Annotated in this window: 16 protein-coding genes; 6 read left to right on the top strand and 10 right to left on the bottom strand. The window is 72.8% G+C overall.

Features of this window, described 5'->3' with window-relative positions:
• Positions 1–17: 17 nt before the first annotated feature.
• The 5 genes from ACXJKA_RS08835 to ACXJKA_RS08815 form a co-directional block, all read right to left on the bottom strand.
• The gene (locus ACXJKA_RS08835) at positions 18–476 is read right to left on the bottom strand and encodes a MaoC family dehydratase (RefSeq protein WP_456824825.1); all 459 of its coding nucleotides are present in this window, start codon (positions 474–476) and stop codon (positions 18–20) included.
• Entirely contained in the window at positions 473–1,222 is a 750-nt protein-coding gene (fabG, locus tag ACXJKA_RS08830; RefSeq protein ID WP_456824824.1) for a 3-oxoacyl-ACP reductase FabG, read from the bottom strand. The genes ACXJKA_RS08835 and fabG overlap by 4 nt, the downstream gene beginning before the upstream one ends.
• Before the next feature lie 171 nt (positions 1,223–1,393).
• Entirely contained in the window at positions 1,394–1,810 is a 417-nt protein-coding gene (locus ACXJKA_RS08825; protein ID WP_456824823.1) for an NUDIX hydrolase, read from the bottom strand.
• A 36-nt stretch (positions 1,811–1,846) separates the two neighbouring features.
• The gene (locus ACXJKA_RS08820; protein WP_456824822.1) at positions 1,847–2,503 is read right to left on the bottom strand and encodes a LuxR C-terminal-related transcriptional regulator; all 657 of its coding nucleotides are present in this window, start codon (positions 2,501–2,503) and stop codon (positions 1,847–1,849) included.
• Positions 2,500–3,804 carry a PspC domain-containing protein gene (locus tag ACXJKA_RS08815; RefSeq protein ID WP_456824821.1) on the bottom strand — a complete coding sequence of 435 codons (1,305 nt, stop codon included), beginning with the start codon at positions 3,802–3,804 and terminating at the stop codon, positions 2,500–2,502. The genes ACXJKA_RS08820 and ACXJKA_RS08815 overlap by 4 nt, the downstream gene beginning before the upstream one ends.
• A gap of 136 nt (positions 3,805–3,940) precedes the next feature.
• On the opposite strand from ACXJKA_RS08815, the gene ACXJKA_RS08810 reads away from it, so the two are divergent.
• The gene (locus tag ACXJKA_RS08810) at positions 3,941–5,350 is read left to right on the top strand and encodes a PspC domain-containing protein (RefSeq protein WP_456824820.1); all 1,410 of its coding nucleotides are present in this window, start codon (positions 3,941–3,943) and stop codon (positions 5,348–5,350) included.
• Positions 5,350–6,222: a hypothetical protein gene (locus ACXJKA_RS08805; RefSeq protein ID WP_456824819.1), complete on the top strand. Its 873-nt coding sequence runs from the start codon at positions 5,350–5,352 to the stop codon at positions 6,220–6,222. Before ACXJKA_RS08810 ends, ACXJKA_RS08805 begins: the two co-directional genes overlap by 1 nt.
• 80 nt (positions 6,223–6,302) lie before the next feature.
• Here the strand turns inward: ACXJKA_RS08805 and ACXJKA_RS08800 are convergent, their stop codons facing one another.
• From ACXJKA_RS08800 to guaA, 4 genes are all read right to left on the bottom strand, one after another.
• On the bottom strand, positions 6,303–6,860 hold the full coding sequence (locus ACXJKA_RS08800; protein WP_456824818.1) for an aromatic ring-opening dioxygenase LigA: 558 nt from the start codon (positions 6,858–6,860) through the stop codon (positions 6,303–6,305).
• Positions 6,861–6,983: 123 nt separating this feature from the next.
• Positions 6,984–8,117 (bottom strand): glycosyltransferase family 4 protein, encoded by a 1,134-nt coding sequence (locus ACXJKA_RS08795; RefSeq protein ID WP_456824817.1) that lies wholly within the window; start codon positions 8,115–8,117, stop codon positions 6,984–6,986.
• Between the two features lie 51 nt (positions 8,118–8,168).
• On the bottom strand, positions 8,169–8,591 hold the full coding sequence (locus ACXJKA_RS08790; protein ID WP_456824816.1) for a DUF3817 domain-containing protein: 423 nt from the start codon (positions 8,589–8,591) through the stop codon (positions 8,169–8,171).
• 58 nt (positions 8,592–8,649) lie between these two features.
• The gene (gene guaA, locus ACXJKA_RS08785) at positions 8,650–10,230 is read right to left on the bottom strand and encodes a glutamine-hydrolyzing GMP synthase (RefSeq protein ID WP_456824815.1); all 1,581 of its coding nucleotides are present in this window, start codon (positions 10,228–10,230) and stop codon (positions 8,650–8,652) included.
• 110 nt (positions 10,231–10,340) lie between these two features.
• Between guaA and ACXJKA_RS08780 the strand changes: the two genes are divergently transcribed.
• Genes ACXJKA_RS08780 through arfB form a run of 3 tightly spaced genes read left to right on the top strand, consistent with a single transcriptional unit; the run spans position 10,341 to position 14,348 of the window.
• Positions 10,341–12,188: an ABC transporter ATP-binding protein gene (locus ACXJKA_RS08780; RefSeq protein WP_456824814.1), complete on the top strand. Its 1,848-nt coding sequence runs from the start codon at positions 10,341–10,343 to the stop codon at positions 12,186–12,188.
• Complete coding sequence (locus tag ACXJKA_RS08775) at positions 12,185–13,918, top strand: ABC transporter ATP-binding protein (RefSeq protein ID WP_456824813.1); 1,734 nt, start codon at positions 12,185–12,187, stop codon at positions 13,916–13,918. The genes ACXJKA_RS08780 and ACXJKA_RS08775 overlap by 4 nt, the downstream gene beginning before the upstream one ends.
• 1 nt (position 13,919) lies before the next feature.
• Positions 13,920–14,348, top strand: a complete 429-nt coding sequence (arfB, locus tag ACXJKA_RS08770; protein WP_456824812.1) for an alternative ribosome rescue aminoacyl-tRNA hydrolase ArfB — start codon at positions 13,920–13,922, stop codon at positions 14,346–14,348.
• A gap of 10 nt (positions 14,349–14,358) precedes the next feature.
• Here the strand turns inward: arfB and ACXJKA_RS08765 are convergent, their stop codons facing one another.
• Complete coding sequence (locus tag ACXJKA_RS08765; RefSeq protein ID WP_456824811.1) at positions 14,359–15,321, bottom strand: SURF1 family protein; 963 nt, start codon at positions 15,319–15,321, stop codon at positions 14,359–14,361.
• 281 nt (positions 15,322–15,602) lie between these two features.
• Here ACXJKA_RS08765 and ACXJKA_RS08760 point away from each other — a divergent pair, with 281 nt between their 5' ends.
• Positions 15,603–18,080: a phosphoketolase family protein gene (locus ACXJKA_RS08760; protein WP_456824810.1), complete on the top strand. Its 2,478-nt coding sequence runs from the start codon at positions 15,603–15,605 to the stop codon at positions 18,078–18,080.
• Positions 18,081–18,144: the final 64 nt, after the last annotated feature.

Raw genomic sequence — 18,144 nt, 5'->3', positions numbered from 1 at the left:
ACGCAGCGTCCGACGCGTCAGGCGGCGGCGACGTAGAGGACCACCGTCTCCGCGATCAGGGCCGGCTTGGTGGCGCCCTCGATCTCGATCGTGATGGTGAAGCCCGCCCGGACGCCCTGCGACGTCGGCTCGGCCGTCCGGAGTGTCATCGCTGCCCGGATGCGCGACCCGGCGGTGACCGGCTGCAGGAACCGGACCCGATCCAGGCCGTAGTTCACCACCAGCCCCGTCCCGCCGATCTCGAACAGCCCGGCGGTCAGCGCCGGGGCGAGCGCGAGCGTGAGGTACCCGTGCGCGACGGTCGCCCCGAACGGACCGTCCGCTGCACGGAAGGGGTCGACGTGGATCCACTGGTGGTCGTCCGTGGCGTCGGCGAAAAGGTCGATGCGCGCCTGGTCGACGACGAACCACTCGTCGGCCGTGACGGACTGCCCGACGACATCGGCCAGCCCGCCCGGCGTCGCGACCGCGATCACGCCTTGGGCCCACCCGCCACGTAGAGCACCTGCCCGTTGACGAAGCTCGCGGCCTCGGAGCAGAAGAACGAGACGGCGTTCGCGATGTCCTCCGGCTGGCCGACCCGCCCGACCGGGATCTCCTTGGAGACGACCTCGATGAACTGCTCGTAGGTGATGTGCATGCGCTCGGCGGTCTGCCGGATCATGTCGGTCGCGATGAACCCCGGCGCCACGGCGTTGGTCGTGATCCCGTACCGGCCCAGCTCGATGGCCAGCGTCTTGGTGAACCCCTGCAGCCCGGCCTTGGCGGCCGCGTAGTTCGCCTGCCCGCGGTTGCCCAGCGCCGAGGTGCTCGACAGGTTGACGATCCGCCCCCAGCCCGCGGCGACCTGGTGCTTCTGCACCTCGCGGCTCATGAGGAACGCGCCGCGCAGGTGCACGGAGACCACCGAGTCCCAGTCGTCCTCCGTCATCTTGAACAGCAGGTTGTCGCGCAGGATCCCCGCGTTGTTGACCAGGACGGTGGGTGCGCCGAGCTCGTCGACGACGCGTGCGACGGCCATCGCGGCGGCATCGGCGTCGCCGACGTCCGCCCCGAGCGCCATCGCGTCGCCGCCGGCCGCGCGGATGGCGCCCACGGTCGCCTCGCAGTCCTGCTCGCGCAGGTCGAGCACGGCCACGCGGAATCCGTCGGCAGCCAGCCGCAGCGCGGTCGCGGCGCCGATGCCGCGGGCGGCGCCGGTCACGAGGGCAGTTCTGTTCACGGGGGCGTCCTTTCGTCGGGAACGATCAGCTGGCGGAGCTCGCCGCCGGTCGACGTAGAGCGGGATGTCGCGGGCCGGGACGGCGGAGCCGAGCAGCTGCCGACGACTGTGCGCGCCTCGGCCGTCAGGGTCAACGGGTCACCGACGCGCAGGCGCCCGGCGCGGGACCCTCTAGTACCCGGCCATCCGGAGCGCCGTGTCGACGAGCTCGACCCGGTCGAGCCCCGCGACCTCGTCGAGCGAGAACCAGGCGGCGGTGTCGGTGCTGCCGTCGACCTCGTCTCGCAGCTCTCCGCCGACGACGTGCGCGCGGTAGACGATCCGCAGCGCGTGCCAGTCGACCGTGGACGGCACGTGCCGCCGGGCCGCAGGCACGACGAGCGAGTCGACGCCGAGCAGCCCGTCGAGCACGACGTCGTATCCGGTCTCCTCACGCACCTCGCGCACGGCCGCGTCGGCGGGGTCCTCACCCGGGTCGATGCCTCCGCCCGGCAGGGTCCACCCGGAGTGCCCGTTCTCCTGCCAGTGCGGCAGCAGCACCCGTCCGGAGTCGACGATGACGGCGTAGGCGGCGACGCGCAGGTCCATGCGTCGCAGCCTAGAGACGGGGGCCCGCGGCCCGCGCTACAGCAGCCGCCGGGCCGCCGCCCAGCGCGTGAGCTCGTGCCGGCTCGACAGCTGAAGCTTGCGCAGCACCGCCGAGACGTGGGTCTCGACGGTCTTGATCGAGATGAACAGCTCGGAGGCCACCTCGCGGTAGGAGTACCCGCGCGCGATGAGCCGCATGACCTCGCGCTCGCGGGCGGAGAGCCGGTCCAGCTCGTCGTCGCCGATCGCGACGTCCCCCGCGGCCGCGCCGAACGCGTCGAGCACGAACCCCGCCAGCCGCGGCGAGAACACGGCGTCGCCGCCGGCCACGCGGCGGACGGCGTCGGAAAGATCGGTCCCGTCGATCGCCTTGGTGACGTAGCCGCGCGCGCCCGCGCGGATGACGGCCACGACGTCCTCGGACGCGTCGGAGACCGACAGCGCGAGGAACCGCGTCTCGCCCAGCAGGTCGGTGCAGGCCTTGATGACCTCGGCGCCGCCGCCACCGTCGCCGCCGGGCAGGTGCACGTCGAGGAGCACCACCGGTGGCTTGAGCTCGCGCACGAGCCGGATCGCGTCGTCGACGGTGTCGGCCTCCCCGATGACGCGCACGCCCGCGTCGAGCGACGCCTTCACACCCGTGCGGAACATGTGGTGGTCGTCGACCAGCACCACGTCGACCGTCTCGCTCATGACTGGACTCCTTGTTCGTCCGCCGTGCGGATGGGCACGACGAGGTGCACCTCGGTCCCGCGCTCGGGGCTGCTGGTGACGGTCGCGGCGCCTCCGCGACGCCGCACCCGCCCGATGATCGACTCGCGCACCCCGAACCGGTCGGTGCCCACCTCGTCGAGGTCGAACCCGTCGCCATGGTCTCGCACGAACACCTCGACCTCGGACTCCCCGACCTCGAGGTACAGCGACACCGGCGGCCGGCCATGCACCACCGCGTTCACCAGCGCCTCGCGCGTGGCCTGCAGCAGCGCCTCCGAGTCTGCGTCGGGCACGCGGTCGCCGACGACCACGGACTCGACGGCCACCGGGTCGCCCGACGGCCCGGAACGCGAGTCCTCGACCTCCGCGACGATCCCCCGCAGCGCAGCCGCCACCGACGTGCCCGGCGCCGGGCGGTCGTCGTAGAGCCACTCACGCAGCTCGCGCTCCTGCGCGCGGGCCATGCGGGCCACCTCGGCGGAGTCGTCGGACCGGGACCGGATGAGCGCCAGCGTCTGCAGCACCGAGTCGTGCAGGTGGGCGGCGATGTCGGCACGCTCCGACTCCCGGGCGCGCGCGGCGCGCTCGTCACCAAGCTCCCGGACCAGCCGCAGCCACCACGGGGTGAGCACGAGCGCGACGCCGCCGAGCATGATGAGGGCCGCGACGATCGACTGCGCGAGGGTCGCGGTGTCGACGCCCCCGCCCGAGGCCAGGCCGACGAACAGCAGCACGCCGACGCCCGCGAGCAGGATGCCGCCGGCCACCCGCAGCACGCTCACGGGCGTCTTGCCGCCGGCCCGGTCCCGCAGGCGTCCCCGCTGCGCGGGGTCCAGCTGGCTCCACGCCAGCCACAGGCCCGCGAGCACGATCAGTGCGGGCAGGATCCAGTCGGCCTGGACGTCGGCGCCGGAGCGGACCGCGATGAGCAGGACTGCGGCGATCACGAGCACCGCGCCGATGGCGATGTCGGTCACGGGGATGCGCCGGCCGGGCTCGATGACCGCCTGCCGACGAGCCAGCCGGGTCAGCGTGCTCGGCCGTACCTCCTGGGCGGCCGCCGCCGGGTCCCCGGCCGGCACCGCCAGCCACCAGAAGACGTACAGCAGGGGGCCGATGCCCGCGATCGGGGTGAGCACGACGAAGGCGAGCCGCACGAGGCCGACCGGCAGATCGAGGTGGGCCGCGAGCCCGAGCGCCACGCCGCCGAACCAACGCCCGCGCGCGGGACGGCGCAACGGCAGCCGTCGGCGGGCGAGCAGGGGTTCGGTGGAGGTCACGGTCCGATCGTCACACGCGCCGAGGCCTCCCGGGGTGCCGTCCGGGGTTCGTTCAGGGGCGCGCCGAGTCAGGTTCAGGGTGGGCTCAGGGGTCCACCCGATGCCGCCCGCTCCGCCGACCGACCAGGATCGAGGCATGGACACGACCACCCCTGCCGGCCCGGAGCCGGCCCCGCAACCCGCGGCCCCGCCGCAGGGCGCGGCCTACCCGTCGAACAGCTTCTTCGCCGGCATCCGTCGGCTGGGCATCACACGTGCCGACGACCGCTGGATCGGCGGCGTCAGCGCGGGCATCGGCGACCGGTTCGGCATCGACCCCCTGCTGGTGCGCGGCATCTTCGTCGCCTCACTGCTGCTCGGCGGACTCGGCCTGGTCGCGTACGGCGCCGCCTGGGCCCTGCTCCCCGAGCGTCGCGACGGCCGGATCCACGTCGAGGAGATGATCCTCGGCCGCTTCGACATCGCCCTGCTGGGCGCCCTGGCGTTCGTCATCGTCGGCTTCGGCCGCGGCGACAACTGGTTCTTCTTCTGGGGGCCTCCCGGCTGGGTCCAGGCGCTGCTCTGGCTCGCGTTCGTCGGCGGGATCATCACGCTGATCGCCGTCGTCGCCAACCAGCAGCCGTCGCGGCCTCGCCCACCTGTGGCGTATGCCCCCTCCGTGCCGCCGGCTCCCGCAGCCACGTACCCGCCGTCGGCCCCGGCCGCGTCCTACCCAGCGGCCGCGTCGACCGYCACCTACCCCGCGTCCGCCCCCGCACCCGCCGCGCCGGTCCCGCCCTACGGCGCGCCGCCGGCCCAGGCATGGGCGTCGTCGGCCACGCCCCCTCCCCCGGTTCCGCCGGTCCGCACCACCAAGCACCAGCAGCCCCCGCGCCCTCCGCGCCCCCGCACCCCGGGTGCCGGCGTCGGCACGGTCGGCGTGGTCGTCGCGCTGAGCCTGCTCAGCCTCGCGGTCCTGCTGGTCGCCGAGCGCACCGGCGACTTCACCGGCCCGGTCGGGCTCACGGCGCTCGGCATCGGCATCGTGCTCTGCGGCCTCGGCATCATCGTCTCCGGCCTGCGCGGCCGGACCAGCGGCGGCCTCGGCGGTCTCGCGGTCGTGGGCATCCTCGTGGCCGTGCCCCTCGGCGCCCTGCAGAACAACCACTGGATCTGGACGGACGAGGGCCAGCACGACTTCGCCGCGAGCGGTGCGGTCGTCGTGACCTCCCGCGCCGACGCCGCCGACGGCTACTCCTTGGGCTTCGGCGACGTGACGATCGACCTGTCCGAGGTCCCGATGACCTCCGACACGCTCGAGGTCCCGATCTCGCTCGCGGCCGGCGGGCTCACCGTCATCGTGCCGTCCGACGCGAGCGTCTCGGCCGACGTCGACGCCGGTGCCGGCACCGTCCGCTGGGACATCGACGGGGAGCAGAAGAGCGTCGACGGCGTCGGCCTCAACCCCCGCACCTTCACGTCCGGCGCGATCGACGACGACGGCCCGCAGCTCGCCCTGCAGGTCCAGATCGGCGCGGGCGACGTCACGATCACCGAGGAGAACTGATGTCCACCGAGAAGACCCCGAGCGCGGCTTCCGACGAGGCGGCCCCGCTGCCCGTCCCCGCGAGCACCGACGACACCGTCGCCGCCCCAGTCGACCATGCCACCCCGGCACCCGTCGACGACACGGCCGTCATCCCGGTCGACGACACGACCGCGGCACCCGACGACACCGCCGTCATCCCGGTCAGCGACACGACCGCGGCACCCGACGACACCGCCGTCATCCCGGTCAGCGACACGACCGCGGCACCCGACGACACCGCCGTCATCCCGGTCGACGACACCACCGCGGCACTCGCCGAGGATACGGTCGCCATCCGGCTCGCACCCGCTGCCGAGGAGGTAGCCGCGGTCGCTGTCGAAGAAGGACAGTCGGTCGGCGACGACACAGGCCTCTCGGCGCTCCCCCTCGAGACGCGAGCGCTGCCGGCGACGGACGATGGCTCGGCGGGTCCTGCCGACGAGCCGGTGACGACCTCAGCCGACGGGTCCGTCCCGCCCTCGACAGCCGCGACGCCCTACCCGTCACCCATCGGCGCGCTGTATGCGCCGACCGGTCGCCCGGAGCCGACGACCCCGTTGCCGACCTCGGCCTACGCGCAGCCGGTGAGCGCGCCCTACCCGGTGTCGGACCGCATCGAGCCCGTGGCCACGCCCGTCGACCCGACACCGGTCGACCCGCCCCGCCGACGGCTCCGGGTCGGGACGGTCGTCTGGGGCCTCGTCATCGCCGCTATCGGCGTGGGGCTCCTGGCCTGGGCCGCCGGCGTGGCCATCGACCTGCAGCTGGCGATGATCGTGCTGCTCGCGGTCGCCGGCACCGTCCTGCTGGTCGGCTCCATCCTCAGCGGCGCCCGCAGCGCGCGTCGCTGACCGGCCACTCACGCGGGACGCAGCACGACGTCCGAGGAGACGAGCGCCATGACGCTCGGATCCTCGGACGTCGTCTGTGCTCAGGCCGTGGGGCCCGAGGGAGGCGGCAGCGGCGTCGACGTGGTCGTCGCCGCCGGCGGGGCCGTCGGACGGGCCGTGGGGATCGGGTCCGGATAGGCCGTCGTCGTGCCGGTCTGGTCCGTCACGACTCCCGCGAGGGCGGCAGCCCGCCGCAACGCCCACCCGATGAGGATGAACACGACTCCGATGCCGACCACCAGGAGCGCCACGCCGAACGCCACGACGGACGTGAACAGCGAGGCACGCAGGAACGAGGCCGTCATGACGGTCTGTCGCTTCGGGTCGTCCTGAGGCAGCTCGGCGTACGTCTTGCCGCCCGACGCCTCCAGCGCGTGGGTGTTGATGATGTCCGCCTGGAACCAGGCCTCCCACGGCGTGTCGACCAGCTGACCGCCGAAGGCCTGTGCGTCGTCGGAGACCGTGATCTTCTCGGCTGCCAGGTTGCTGGAGACGGCCCCCCACGTGATGCCGCCCGCGATGATGAAGATGATCCCGAAGATGATCGTGATCAGCCCGAGGACGCGAACCGTCTTCGGACTGCCCGTTGTTGTCGCCATGTCTCCCTCTCCGAACCCCCAGCAGGACGGGCCCCACACCGTGGACCCGCTGGGCCTGGCGGCCCATGACTTAATCGCCCAACACGACGACTCTAGGGGAGAAACCGGGCGAATCGGCGAAGGTCAGACGAGTGCGCGAGCCCGGGCGTACTCCGACTCCGCGGAGCCGAGCACGTCGTCCCACCCGAAGGCGGGCCTGACCGCGCGATTGTGGGTGAGCATGCCCTCCAGCAGCCGCCCGTCGCGGGCGAGCTGCACGACTGCCTCGGTCATCTCGGCGTCGTCGGCGACGAGCAGCCCGTCGACACCGTCCTGGACGAACTCGGCGATGCCCGTGCCCCGCCGGGCCACGATGGCGAGCCCGGCCGTGCGGGCCTCGAGGGCGGCGATCCCGAACGCCTCGAGCTCGGCCGGGGCGAGGAACACGTCGGCGTCGGCGTAGGCCGCCCGGACCTGCGGACGGGTCAGCCTGCCGCGCAGCTCGACCACGTGCTGCAGGCCCTGCCCCGCCACGGCGGAGGCCACACGGCCCTGCGCAGGCCCCGCGCCGATGATCGCGAGCCGCAGGCGGTCGGGCGGGAGCCGGCGTGCGGCCTTGCCGACGAGTTCGACCAGCGGGACGGCGCGCTTGCGGGGGGCCAGGCGCATGGTCGAGACCAGCCGCAGCGGTCCGTGCTCGCCGGGCCGCCCGCGACCCTCGGAGAAGCTCTTGGGCGCCCAGACGTCGAGGTCGAGCCCGTTGGGCATCACCGTCACCTCGGTGTCGAACGCCTCGTGCACGCGCGCGGCGGCGGCATGACTGACGGCGCTGAGGGCCGCCGGGGCGCGGTGCCAGCGGGTGCGTCTGACGAGGGTCCGCAGGGGGCCGACGACGCCGTCCAGCATGCAGTGCCACGTGATGGCCGTCGGAAGGCCGTGGTCGAGCGCGATGCGCGCGCCGTCGTACGCGAACGGCGAGAGCACGCCGGCGTGCACATGGACCACGTCGGGCCGCAGGGCGTCGAACGCCTCGCGGAACAGCCGCGGGCCGACGGGGTTCACGGGGAGGTCGAACGGGATCCGGGCGCCGAGCCGGTGCACGTGGACGCCGTCCTCCAGGTCGACGACGCCGCCGCGCTCCCCGCCGACGCCGAGCGTCGCCGTGAGCACGTGCACCTCGTGACCGGCGGCCACCTGGCGGGCCGCGAGGTCACCGACCTGCGACTCGATCCCGCCGGTGCGCGGTGCGTAGCAGTCGGACACGTGGACGATCAGCACGCGCACACCCTAACCACACGAACTGGACGAGTGTTCATGATCAGGGACGCGTCACCCGCGTGCGGCGTCCGCGGCCTCGATCCGCGCCAGCGCCTGCGCGTGCACCTTGCGCTCGAGGATGAACGACATGACCGGGACGACGCCCGCCGCCGCCATCGTCGCCAGACGCCCGAGCCGCCAGCGCATCTTCGACCAGAGGTCGAACACCGTGACCAGGTAGACCACGTAGATCCAGCCGTGTGCGTACGCCACCCACGCGCCGATGACCGGGTTCGGGTGGCCGGCCGCGTCGACGCCGCCGGCGTGGAACACGTACTTGAGGACGAGCTCGAGGCAGAGCAGCAACAGCATCGTGCCCGTGATCCACGCGAGCACGCGGTACCGCTTCGTCGCCCCGGCGGCCTTGCGGACCCACGGGTCGGGCGTCGGGCCGGAGGCGGTCGCGGGGGCGGTCTGCGGGGTGGTGTCGCTCACCGGACGATTCTCCCCCATCGCGCGGGCAGGTCCGACAGCGGTCAGCAGCGTCGGTGGTTCACTCCCACTCGATGGTGCCCGGCGGCTTGCTCGTCACGTCGAGCACCACGCGGTTGACCTCGGGCACCTCGTTGGTGATGCGGGTCGAGATCGTCGCCAGCACGTCGTACGGCAGGCGGGTCCAGTCGGCGGTCATGGCGTCCTCCGACGACACCGGCCGCAGCACGACCGGGTGGCCGTACGTCCGCCCGTCGCCCTGCACGCCGACCGACCGCACGTCCGCCAGCAGCACCACGGGGCACTGCCAGATGTCGCGGTCCAGGCCGGCGCGGGTCAGCTCCTCGCGGGCGATCACGTCGGCCGCACGCAGGATGTCGAGGCGCTCGGCGGTGACCTCGCCGATGATCCGGATGCCCAGGCCGGGTCCGGGGAACGGCTGGCGCCAGACGATGCCCTCGGGGACGCCGAGCTCCAGGCCGACCGCGCGGACCTCGTCCTTGAACAGGGTGCGCAGCGGCTCGACCAGCGAGAACTGGAGGTCGTCGGGAAGCCCGCCCACGTTGTGGTGCGACTTGATGTTCGCCGCACCCTCGCCGCCGCCGGACTCGACGACGTCCGGGTAGAGGGTGCCCTGCACGAGGAACTCGACCTCCTCGTCGCTCCCGGCCACGATCTCGCGGGCCGCATCCTCGAACACGCGGATGAACTCGCGGCCGATGATCTTGCGCTTGGTCTCCGGGTCGGTGTGCCCCGCGAGGGCGTGCAGGAACCGCTCGCGCGCGTCGACCACCTTGAGCTGCACCCCGGTGGCAGCGACGAAGTCCTTCTCCACCTGCTCCGCCTCGCCGGAGCGCAGCAGCCCGTGGTCGACGAACACACAGGTCAGCTGGCTCCCGACGGCCTTCTGCACGAGCGCCGCGGCGACGGACGAGTCGACGCCGCCGGACAGCCCGCAGATGACGCGGGAGGTGCCCACCTGCGCGCGGATCTTCTCGACCTGCTCCGCGACGACGTTCCCGGCGTTCCAGTCTGGCGTCAGGCCGGCGCCCTCGTAGAGGAAGTTCTCGAGCGCCTTCTGGCCCAGGGGCGAGTGCTTGACCTCGGGATGCCACTGCACGCCGAACAGGCGGCGGGCGCGGTCCTCGAAGGCGGCGACAGGGCTTCCCGACGACGTCGCCAGGACCTCGAAGCCCTCGGGCGCGGCGTGCACCGCGTCGCCGTGGCTCATCCAGACCGTCTGCGACGACGGGCTGCCCGCGAGCACGGTCCCGGCGGACGTGACCTCGACGGCCGTCCCGCCGTACTCGCGCTGGCCGGTCTGCGCGACGGTCCCGCCCAGCGCGGCGGCCATCGCCTGGAATCCGTAGCAGATGCCGAGCACCGGGACACCGGCCTCGAACAGGGCCGGGTCGACGAACGGGGCGCCGGTCGCGTACACCGAGGACGGGCCGCCCGAGAGGATGATCGCGGCCGGGTCCTTGGCCAGCAGGTCCGCGACGGATGCCGTGTGCGGCACGATCTCGGAGTACACGTTGGCCTCGCGCACGCGCCGCGCGATCAGCTGCGCGTACTGCGCGCCGAAGTCGACGACGAGAACGGGACGATGGGTGGTGGCGGCCGGGTCGGGCGTCTGCGTCACGCCCTCAGGGTAGTCGGCGCACGGACGTCGTCCGTCCGGTGTCCGTGCCCTGGCACGGCCGCGGAAAACGGTTCGAGGAGTGTCGGTACCCCCACGTAACGTTGCCCCTCGTGCGTTCCCTCCCCCTCGACGACCCCGGTACCCCGCCGCTGAGCGGGCCCACGGCGCTGCTCTGGTGGCTGGCCCGCCGGCAGTGGGGGATCCTCCTGACCGCGGTCGGCCTCGGCGTCGTGATGTTCGGCTGCCAGGCGCTCACCCCGTACGTCGTCGGCCACGCGATCGACGACGGCCTCGACAGCGGTTTCGGCCCGGAGCTGTGGCGCGCGTGCGGCACGTTGCTGGCGCTCGGCGTCGTCATCACCATCACGTCCGCCATCGGCCACCGGTACGACATCGCGAACTGGCTCCGTGCGGCGTTCACGTCGTCCCAGCTGGTCGGCAAGACCGTCTCGCGGTCGGGCCACGCAATCACCTCGGAGCTGCCGACGGGCGAGGTCGTCTCGGCCGTCGCCAACGACGCGCTGCGCATCGGTGAGGTCTACGCGCTGGCCGCTCACTTCCTCGGCAGCCTCGTCGCCTACGGCGTCGTCGCGGTCCTCATGCTCCGCGTGTCCGTGCCGCTCGGTCTCGTGGTCATCCTCGGCCTGCCCACCGTCGCCGCGATCCTCGGCCTGCTGGTCAAGCCGCTGTCCCGGCGGCAGGCGGCTCAGCGCGAGGCCTCCGGTCGCCTGACCACGCTCGGCGCGGACACGGTCTCGGGCCTGCGCATCCTGCGCGGCATCGGCGGCGAGGGCGTCTTCACGGGCCGCTACCGCGAGCAGTCGCAGGAGACGCGACGCCGCGGCGTCGAGGTGGCCAAGACGCAGTCGGTGCTCGACGCCCTGCAGGTGCTCCTGCCCGGCACGTTCGTCGTCGTCCTCATCTACCTCGGCGCGCACATGGCCCTCGCGGGCACCATCACGCCCGGGCAGCTCGTCGCGACGTACGGCTTCGCAGCCTTCCTGTCGTGGCCCGTGCAGAACGCCACACAGATGCTGCAGGCCGCGACGCGCGCACACATCGGCGCGACCAAGGTGGTCAAGGTGCTGCGGGTCGTCCCGGCGACGGGCGCGACCGACGGCACCGCCACCGTGCCGGACCCGCACGTCCCGCTCGTGGACGAGGTCAGCGAGCTGCGTCTCGACCCGGGCCGTGTCGTCGCCCTGGTCAGTGCGGACCCCGACGAGTCCGCGCGCATCGCGACGCGGCTCGGGCGGTTCGACGACGAGGCCGAGAAGGAGACCCCGGTCCGGCTCGGAGGTGTGCTGCTCTCGGAGCTCGACAAGGACGCGGTGCGCGAGCGGATCGTCGTCGCCGAGGCGACGCCGCACCTGTTCTCCGGGCTGCTGGAGCACGAGCTGGACGTCCGCGGCGGCGCGACGCAGGACGACCTGCTGCGCGTCATCGCGACGGCAGACGCGCACGACGTGCTCGACTCGGTGCCCGACGGCCTGGCCGGAGAGCTGCCCGAGAAGGGCCGGTCGCTGTCGGGCGGCCAGCGACAGCGGGTCGCGCTCGCCCGCGCGCTGCTGATCGACCCCGAGATCCTCGTGCTGGTCGAGCCGACCAGCGCGGTCGACGCCCACACCGAGGCGCGGATCGCGGCGCGGCTGGCGGACGTCCGGCGCGGTCGCACCACGCTGATCGTCACCGCGAGCCCCCTCGTGCTCGACCACGTCGACGAGGTCGCGTTCGTGCAGGACGGCGTCATCCGCGCCCGCGGCACGCACGACGAGCTGCTCGCGCACGGAGCCGACGACCTCGAGGTCGCCCGCGCCTACCGTGCGGTGGTCGGACGACAGATGGACGAGGAGTCGCTCGAGAACCGCTCGGTCGAGGACCTGGCGGACGACGAGCGGCTCCTCGAAGAGCTGATGGCAGGCCAGTCGGCCGGAGACACGAACGGAGGACAGTCATGAAGCTCCCCATCGCCGACTCGGCGACCGTGCGGGCCTACACCGCCCTCCTGATGCGCAAGCACCGCCGGCCGCTGACCGTCATCGCGGTCCTGCACACGCTGGCCGCGACCGCCGGCCTGGCCGGCCCGTGGATCCTCGGCATGCTGGTCGACGCCGTCAACGACGGCACGACGGTCGGCTACGTCAACACCCTCATCGCCATCGGCGCCGCGGCGGTGCTCACGCAGACGGTGATCATCCGCTTCGCGCAGCGCTCGTCGATGGTGTTCGGCGAGGAGGTCTTCGCCGAGCTGCGCGAGGAGTTCATCGAGAAGGTCACCGCCCTGCCGCTGTCCACGGTCGAGCGCGCCGGGACCGGCGACCTGGTCGCGCGCACCACCAACGACGTCAACAAGCTGCAGCACGCGGTGCGCTTCGGCGTCCCGCGCGTGATCGTCGCCGTCGTCACCATCACGCTGACGATCGTCGCCTGCCTGATCGTGTCGCCGCTGGTCTCGATCGCGATGTTCATCGGCGTCCCGACGCTCGTGATCCTCGTGCGCTGGTACCTCAAGCGCGCGACGCCCGCCTACCAGCGGGAGTCGGCGGCGTACGCGACGCTCAACGGCACCATCACCGAGTCGGTCGAGGGTGCGCGCACGGTCGACGCCCTGCGGCTGGGCCGGCGCCGGATGGCCCGGGTGGACGACGACCTGCGCGAGGCGTTCGCGGCCGAGAAGGCGACGCTGCGCCTGCGCACGATCCTGTTCCCCGGCATCGACGGCGCGTTCGTGCTCGCCCCGGCCGCCGTCCTGTTCTGGGGCGGATACCTCGCCTCGCAGGGGCAGGTCACGGTCGGCGCGGTCACCACGATCGTGCTGTACACCTACCAGGTCACCGGGCCGGTGTGGGAGCTGATCTTCTGGATCGACGAGATCCAGGTGGCGGCCACGTCGCTGGCCCGCATCGTCGGGGTACAGCTGGTGGAGCCGGACCGTCAGTCCCGCGAGGGCACGCCGGTCGACGAGGACATCGCCGCCCGGGACCTCGAGTACGCATACCGCGAGGGCCACAACGTGCTGCACGGCATCGACCTCGACCTGGCGGCCGGTGAGCGCCTGGCGGTCGTCGGCCCGTCGGGCGCGGGCAAGTCGACGCTCGGCCGCATGCTGGCCGGCATCCACCCGCCCACCGGCGGCACAGTGACGGTCGGCGGCGTGCCGCTGATCGACCTGCCCCTGGAGCACCTGCGCGGGCACGTCGCCCTGGTGACCCAGGAGCACCACGTGTTCGTCGGCACGGTCGCGGACAACCTGCGGCTCGCGCAGGAGGACGCCGACCCGGCGGCCCTCGAGCGCGCGCTGCGGGCGGTCGACGCGTGGGAGTGGGTGCAGGCGCTGCCCGACGGGCTGGCCACCGAGGTCGGTTCCGGCGGCGCCCCGCTGACTCCTGCCCAGGCGCAGCAGATCGCGCTCGCCCGGCTGGTGCTGCTCGACCCGCACACGCTGGTGCTCGACGAGGCGACCTCACTGATGGACCCGCGGGCGGCCCGACACCTCGAGAAGTCCTTGTCGGCGGTGCTCCAGGGCCGGACGGTCGTCGCGATCGCCCACCGCCTGCACACCGCGCACGACGCGGACCGGGTGGCGGTGGTCGACGCCGGCCGCATCAAGGAGATCGGCCCGCACGACGAGCTCGTCGCGGCCGGCGGAGACTACGCCGCGCTCTGGCACTCCTGGCAGCACGACTGACATGACCGGTCCACTCACGCTACGCGGGGGCGTCGTCGTCCCCGACGACGCCCTCGCGTGGCGCTTCTCGCGCTCCAGCGGCCCGGGCGGTCAGTCGGTGAACACGACCGACTCCCGCGTCGAGCTGACGGTCGACCTCGCGCGGATCCCGTGGACCAGCCCGACCCAGCAGGACCGTGTGCTCGCGCGGCTGTCGGGCCGGCTGCGCGGTCAGCTGCTCACCGTGAGCGCGCAGGAGTACCGGTCGCAGCTGCGCAACCGCGAGGCCGCGCTGACCCGCGTGCACGCCCTGCTCGACGACGCCCTCGCGCCTCCGGGTCCGACCCGCCGGGCCACCCGGCCCAGCCGCGGCTCGCAGGTGCGCCGGGTGCAGGGCGAGCAGAAGCGCCGGGCGGTCAAGGAGCTGCGCCGCCGCCCGCCGCTGGGCTGAGCGGGGTGGCTCAGGCCGGTGCGGCTCCGCGAGGCTCGGGCTCCGCTCCCGAGCCGCGGGCCTCGTCGCGGACCAGGCGCAGCCACAGCAGCACGGCGAACGCGCCGAAGATCCACCACTGCGCGGCGTACGCGAGGTTCTGGATGTTGAGGCCGGAGCCGGGTTTGGTCGGCGGGTCGAGGAGCACCACCGACGACGCCTGCGCGGGGTCGGACGACGAGACGACCAGGTACCCGGTGTAGATCGGACCGCCCCACGCGTTGAGCAGCTCGGCGGAGCTGATGCCGTCGGTGCGCCCGCCGGCGATCCCGTCCGCGGCCTCCTCCGACGCCTGCAGGTACCCCGTGACGTCGACGCTCCCGGCGGGTGGCTGGTCGGCATCGGTGGGTGTCGCCACCCACCCGCGGACCACGGGCAGGACGGCTCCGTCGACGGTCCGCAGCGGCGTGAGGACGAGGAAGCCGGTCTCGCCGTCGTGCGCGCGGCCCGTCACCAGTAGCTGGCCGCCGGCGTCGTAGGTGCCGGTCACGGAGACCTTCCGGCCGACGAGATCGCCGGTGAACGTCGTCTGCGGCGCCAGGGTGTCCGCGAGCGGGACCGCCGGCGCGGCGACGAGCTCGGCGGTGCGCCTCTCCTCGGCGGCCGCGCCGTGGACCTGCGCGCGGTCCAGCTGCCACACGCCCAGGCGCGCGCACAGTGCCGCGGCCGCGAGCAGCAGGACGAGGAGCAGGAGCATGCGCGGCCGGACCGCGGCCCGGAGCATGGTCGTCGGGGGGCGTCGAGCCGCCTGCTCCCAGGCCGGCGAGGCCAAGGCCGGAGCAGGTGCGCCCGGCTCGGGGGCAGGGGCCTGTGCCGAGGCCGGGATGCGGGTGTGCGCGCTCGAGCCGGGAGCGGAGGGTACGGTCGGCTGCGGGCGAGCCGCGGACCCCGCGGCGCGCTCGCGCGCGACGGCTGCGGGGCTCTGCTCGGTCACGCCTCACGGTACCCCGCAGCGCGCACGCGACCGGAACCGGCAGAACCCGCCACCGAGCCCCCCACAGCCCCGCTGACCTGCGCACCCGTAGCCGAGCAGCGCCATCTGCCGTTCCGCGTGCGTTCTCCCACAGAATGCTGCACCCGACGACGGAGTGCGGTTGTATGACAACAGGGCGTGCGCGCCGACGGCGGGACCAAGGTCCTCCGCTCGTCGCAAGGCCTGGGCAAGGCTGAGACCGGGCCGGCGGACACCGCCGGAGCGATAACTGGGGAGCGCGCATGACCACGACGACGTCGGCAAGCAGCACGTGGCAGACCGGGAGCGGGGAGGCGATCGACTCCCAGACCCTGGCTCGAGTCGACCAGTGGTGGCGGGCGGCGAACTACCTCTCCGTCGGCCAGATCTACCTGCTGGACAACCCGCTGCTGCGTGAGCCGCTGACCCGCGACCACGTGAAGCCCCGCCTGCTCGGCCACTGGGGCACCACGCCTGGCCTGAACTTCCTGTACGCGCACCTCAACCGCGCGATCAAGGAGCGCGAGCAGTCGACGATCTATGTGACCGGCCCCGGTCACGGCGGTCCGGGCCTTGTCGCCAGCGCGTACCTCGACGGCACGTACTCCGAGTACTACTCGGACATCACCGAGGACACGGAGGGCATCCACCGGCTGTTCCGGCAGTTCTCGTTCCCGGGCGGCATCCCGAGCCACGTGGCCCCCGAGACGCCGGGCTCGATCCACGAGGGCGGCGAGCTCGGCTACGCGCTGAGCCACGCATACGGCGCGGCCTTCGACAACCCGGACCTGCTGGTCGCCACCGTCGTCGGCGACGGCGAGGCCGAGACGGGCCCGCTGGCCACCAGCTGGCACTCGAACAAGTTCGTCAACCCGGAGAAGGACGGCGTCGTCCTGCCGATCCTGCACCTCAACGGCTACAAGATCGCGAACCCGACGGTGCTGGCGCGCATCCCCGACCACGAGCTCGAGTCGCTCATGGTGGGCTACGGCCACAAGCCGCACATGTTCGTCGCGGGCTTCGACGACGAGTCGCACGAGGACATCCACCGGCGGTTCGCCACGCTGCTCGACGAGGTGCTCGACGAGATCGCGGAGATCAAGCGCAGCGCGCACGCCGGCAACGAGCAGCGCCCGCAGTGGCCGATGATCGTGTTCCGCACGCCCAAGGGCTGGACCGGGCCGGACTACATCGACGGCAAGAAGACGACCGGATCGTGGCGCGCCCACCAGGTGCCGCTGGCCAACGCGCGGGACACCCCCGAGCACCTGGACGTGCTGCGGCAGTGGCTGGAGTCGTACGGGGTCAACGAGCTGTTCGACGAGGGCGGCCGCCTGCACGCCGACATCCGGGAGCTGGCGCCCACGGGTCATCTGCGGATGAGCGACAACCCGAACGCGAACGGCGGTGCGCTGCTCAAGGACCTGCGCCTGCCCGACTTCCGCAAGTACGCGGTCGACGTGCCGGTGCCGGCCGGCTCGCTCAGCGAGGCTCCCCGCGTGCTGGGCGACTGGCTCACCGACGTCATCCGGCTCAACCCCGACAACTTCCGGATCTTCGGGCCCGACGAGACGGCGTCCAACCGCCTCCAGTCGGTGTTCGCGGTGACGGACAAGCAGTGGAACGCCGAGTTCTTCGGCGCCGACGTCGACGAGCACCTCGCGCGCGCCGGACGCGTGCTGGAGATGCTGAGCGAGCACCAGTGCCAGGGCTGGCTCGAGGGCTACCTGCTGACCGGCCGCCACGGGCTGTTCAACTGCTACGAGGCGTTCATCCACATCATCGACTCGATGTTCAACCAGCACGCCAAGTGGCTGAAGGTCACCAACGACATCCCGTGGCGCCGGCCCATCGCGAGCCTGAACTACCTGCTGTCCAGCCACGTCTGGCGCCAGGACCACAACGGCTTCAGCCACCAGGACCCGGGGTTCATCGACCACGTGGTCAACAAGAAGGCCGACGTCATCCGGGTGTACCTGCCGCCGGACGCGAACACGCTGCTGTCCACGTACGACCACTGCCTGCGCAGCCGGCAGTACGTCAACGTGGTGGTGGCGGGCAAGCAGCCGGCGCCGAACTTCCTGACCATGGACCAGGCGATCGCGCACTGCACGCGCGGTCTGGGCATCTGGGACTGGGCCGGCACGGAGGTGGCGGGCGAGAAGCCCGACGTCGTCCTCGGGTGCGCGGGCGACGTGCCCACCCTCGAGGTGCTGGCGGCGGCCGACATCCTGCGACGCGAGCTGCCGGACCTCAAGGTGCGCGTGATCAACGTGGTCGACCTGATGCGCCTGCAGGACGCGCGCGAGCACCCGCACGGCCTGTCCGACGCGCAGTTCGACGGGCTCTTCACGGAGGACAAGCCCGTGATCTTCGCCTACCACGGGTACCCGTGGCTCATCCACCGCCTCACCTACCGCCGGCACGGGCACGCCAACATCCACGTGCGCGGGTACAAGGAAGAGGGCACGACGACGACGCCGTTCGACATGGTCATGCTCAACGACCTCGACCGGTTCCACCTCGTCATCGACGTCATCGACAACGTGCCGCACCTGCGCACGGCCCAGGCCAACCTGCGGCAGAAGATGGTCGACGCACGGCTCCACGCCCGCGAGTACACCCGCGCGCACGGTGACGACCTGCCCGAGGTCCGCGACTGGGTGTGGCCCGACGCGCAGGACGCCGCCGACGCAGGACAGGTGGCCGCCACGATCTCGACGGGCGGCGACAACGAGTAGCACGACCTTCGCCGTGGGGCGGGCGGAAACCGCCCGCCCCTCGGCACCGTCCCACCAGCCCCAG

It is taken from the genome of Cellulomonas sp. P5_E12, assembly GCF_054049315.1.
The sequence above is the reverse complement of the archived record's forward strand: the minus strand, read 5'-3'. Positions and strand labels throughout refer to the sequence as shown.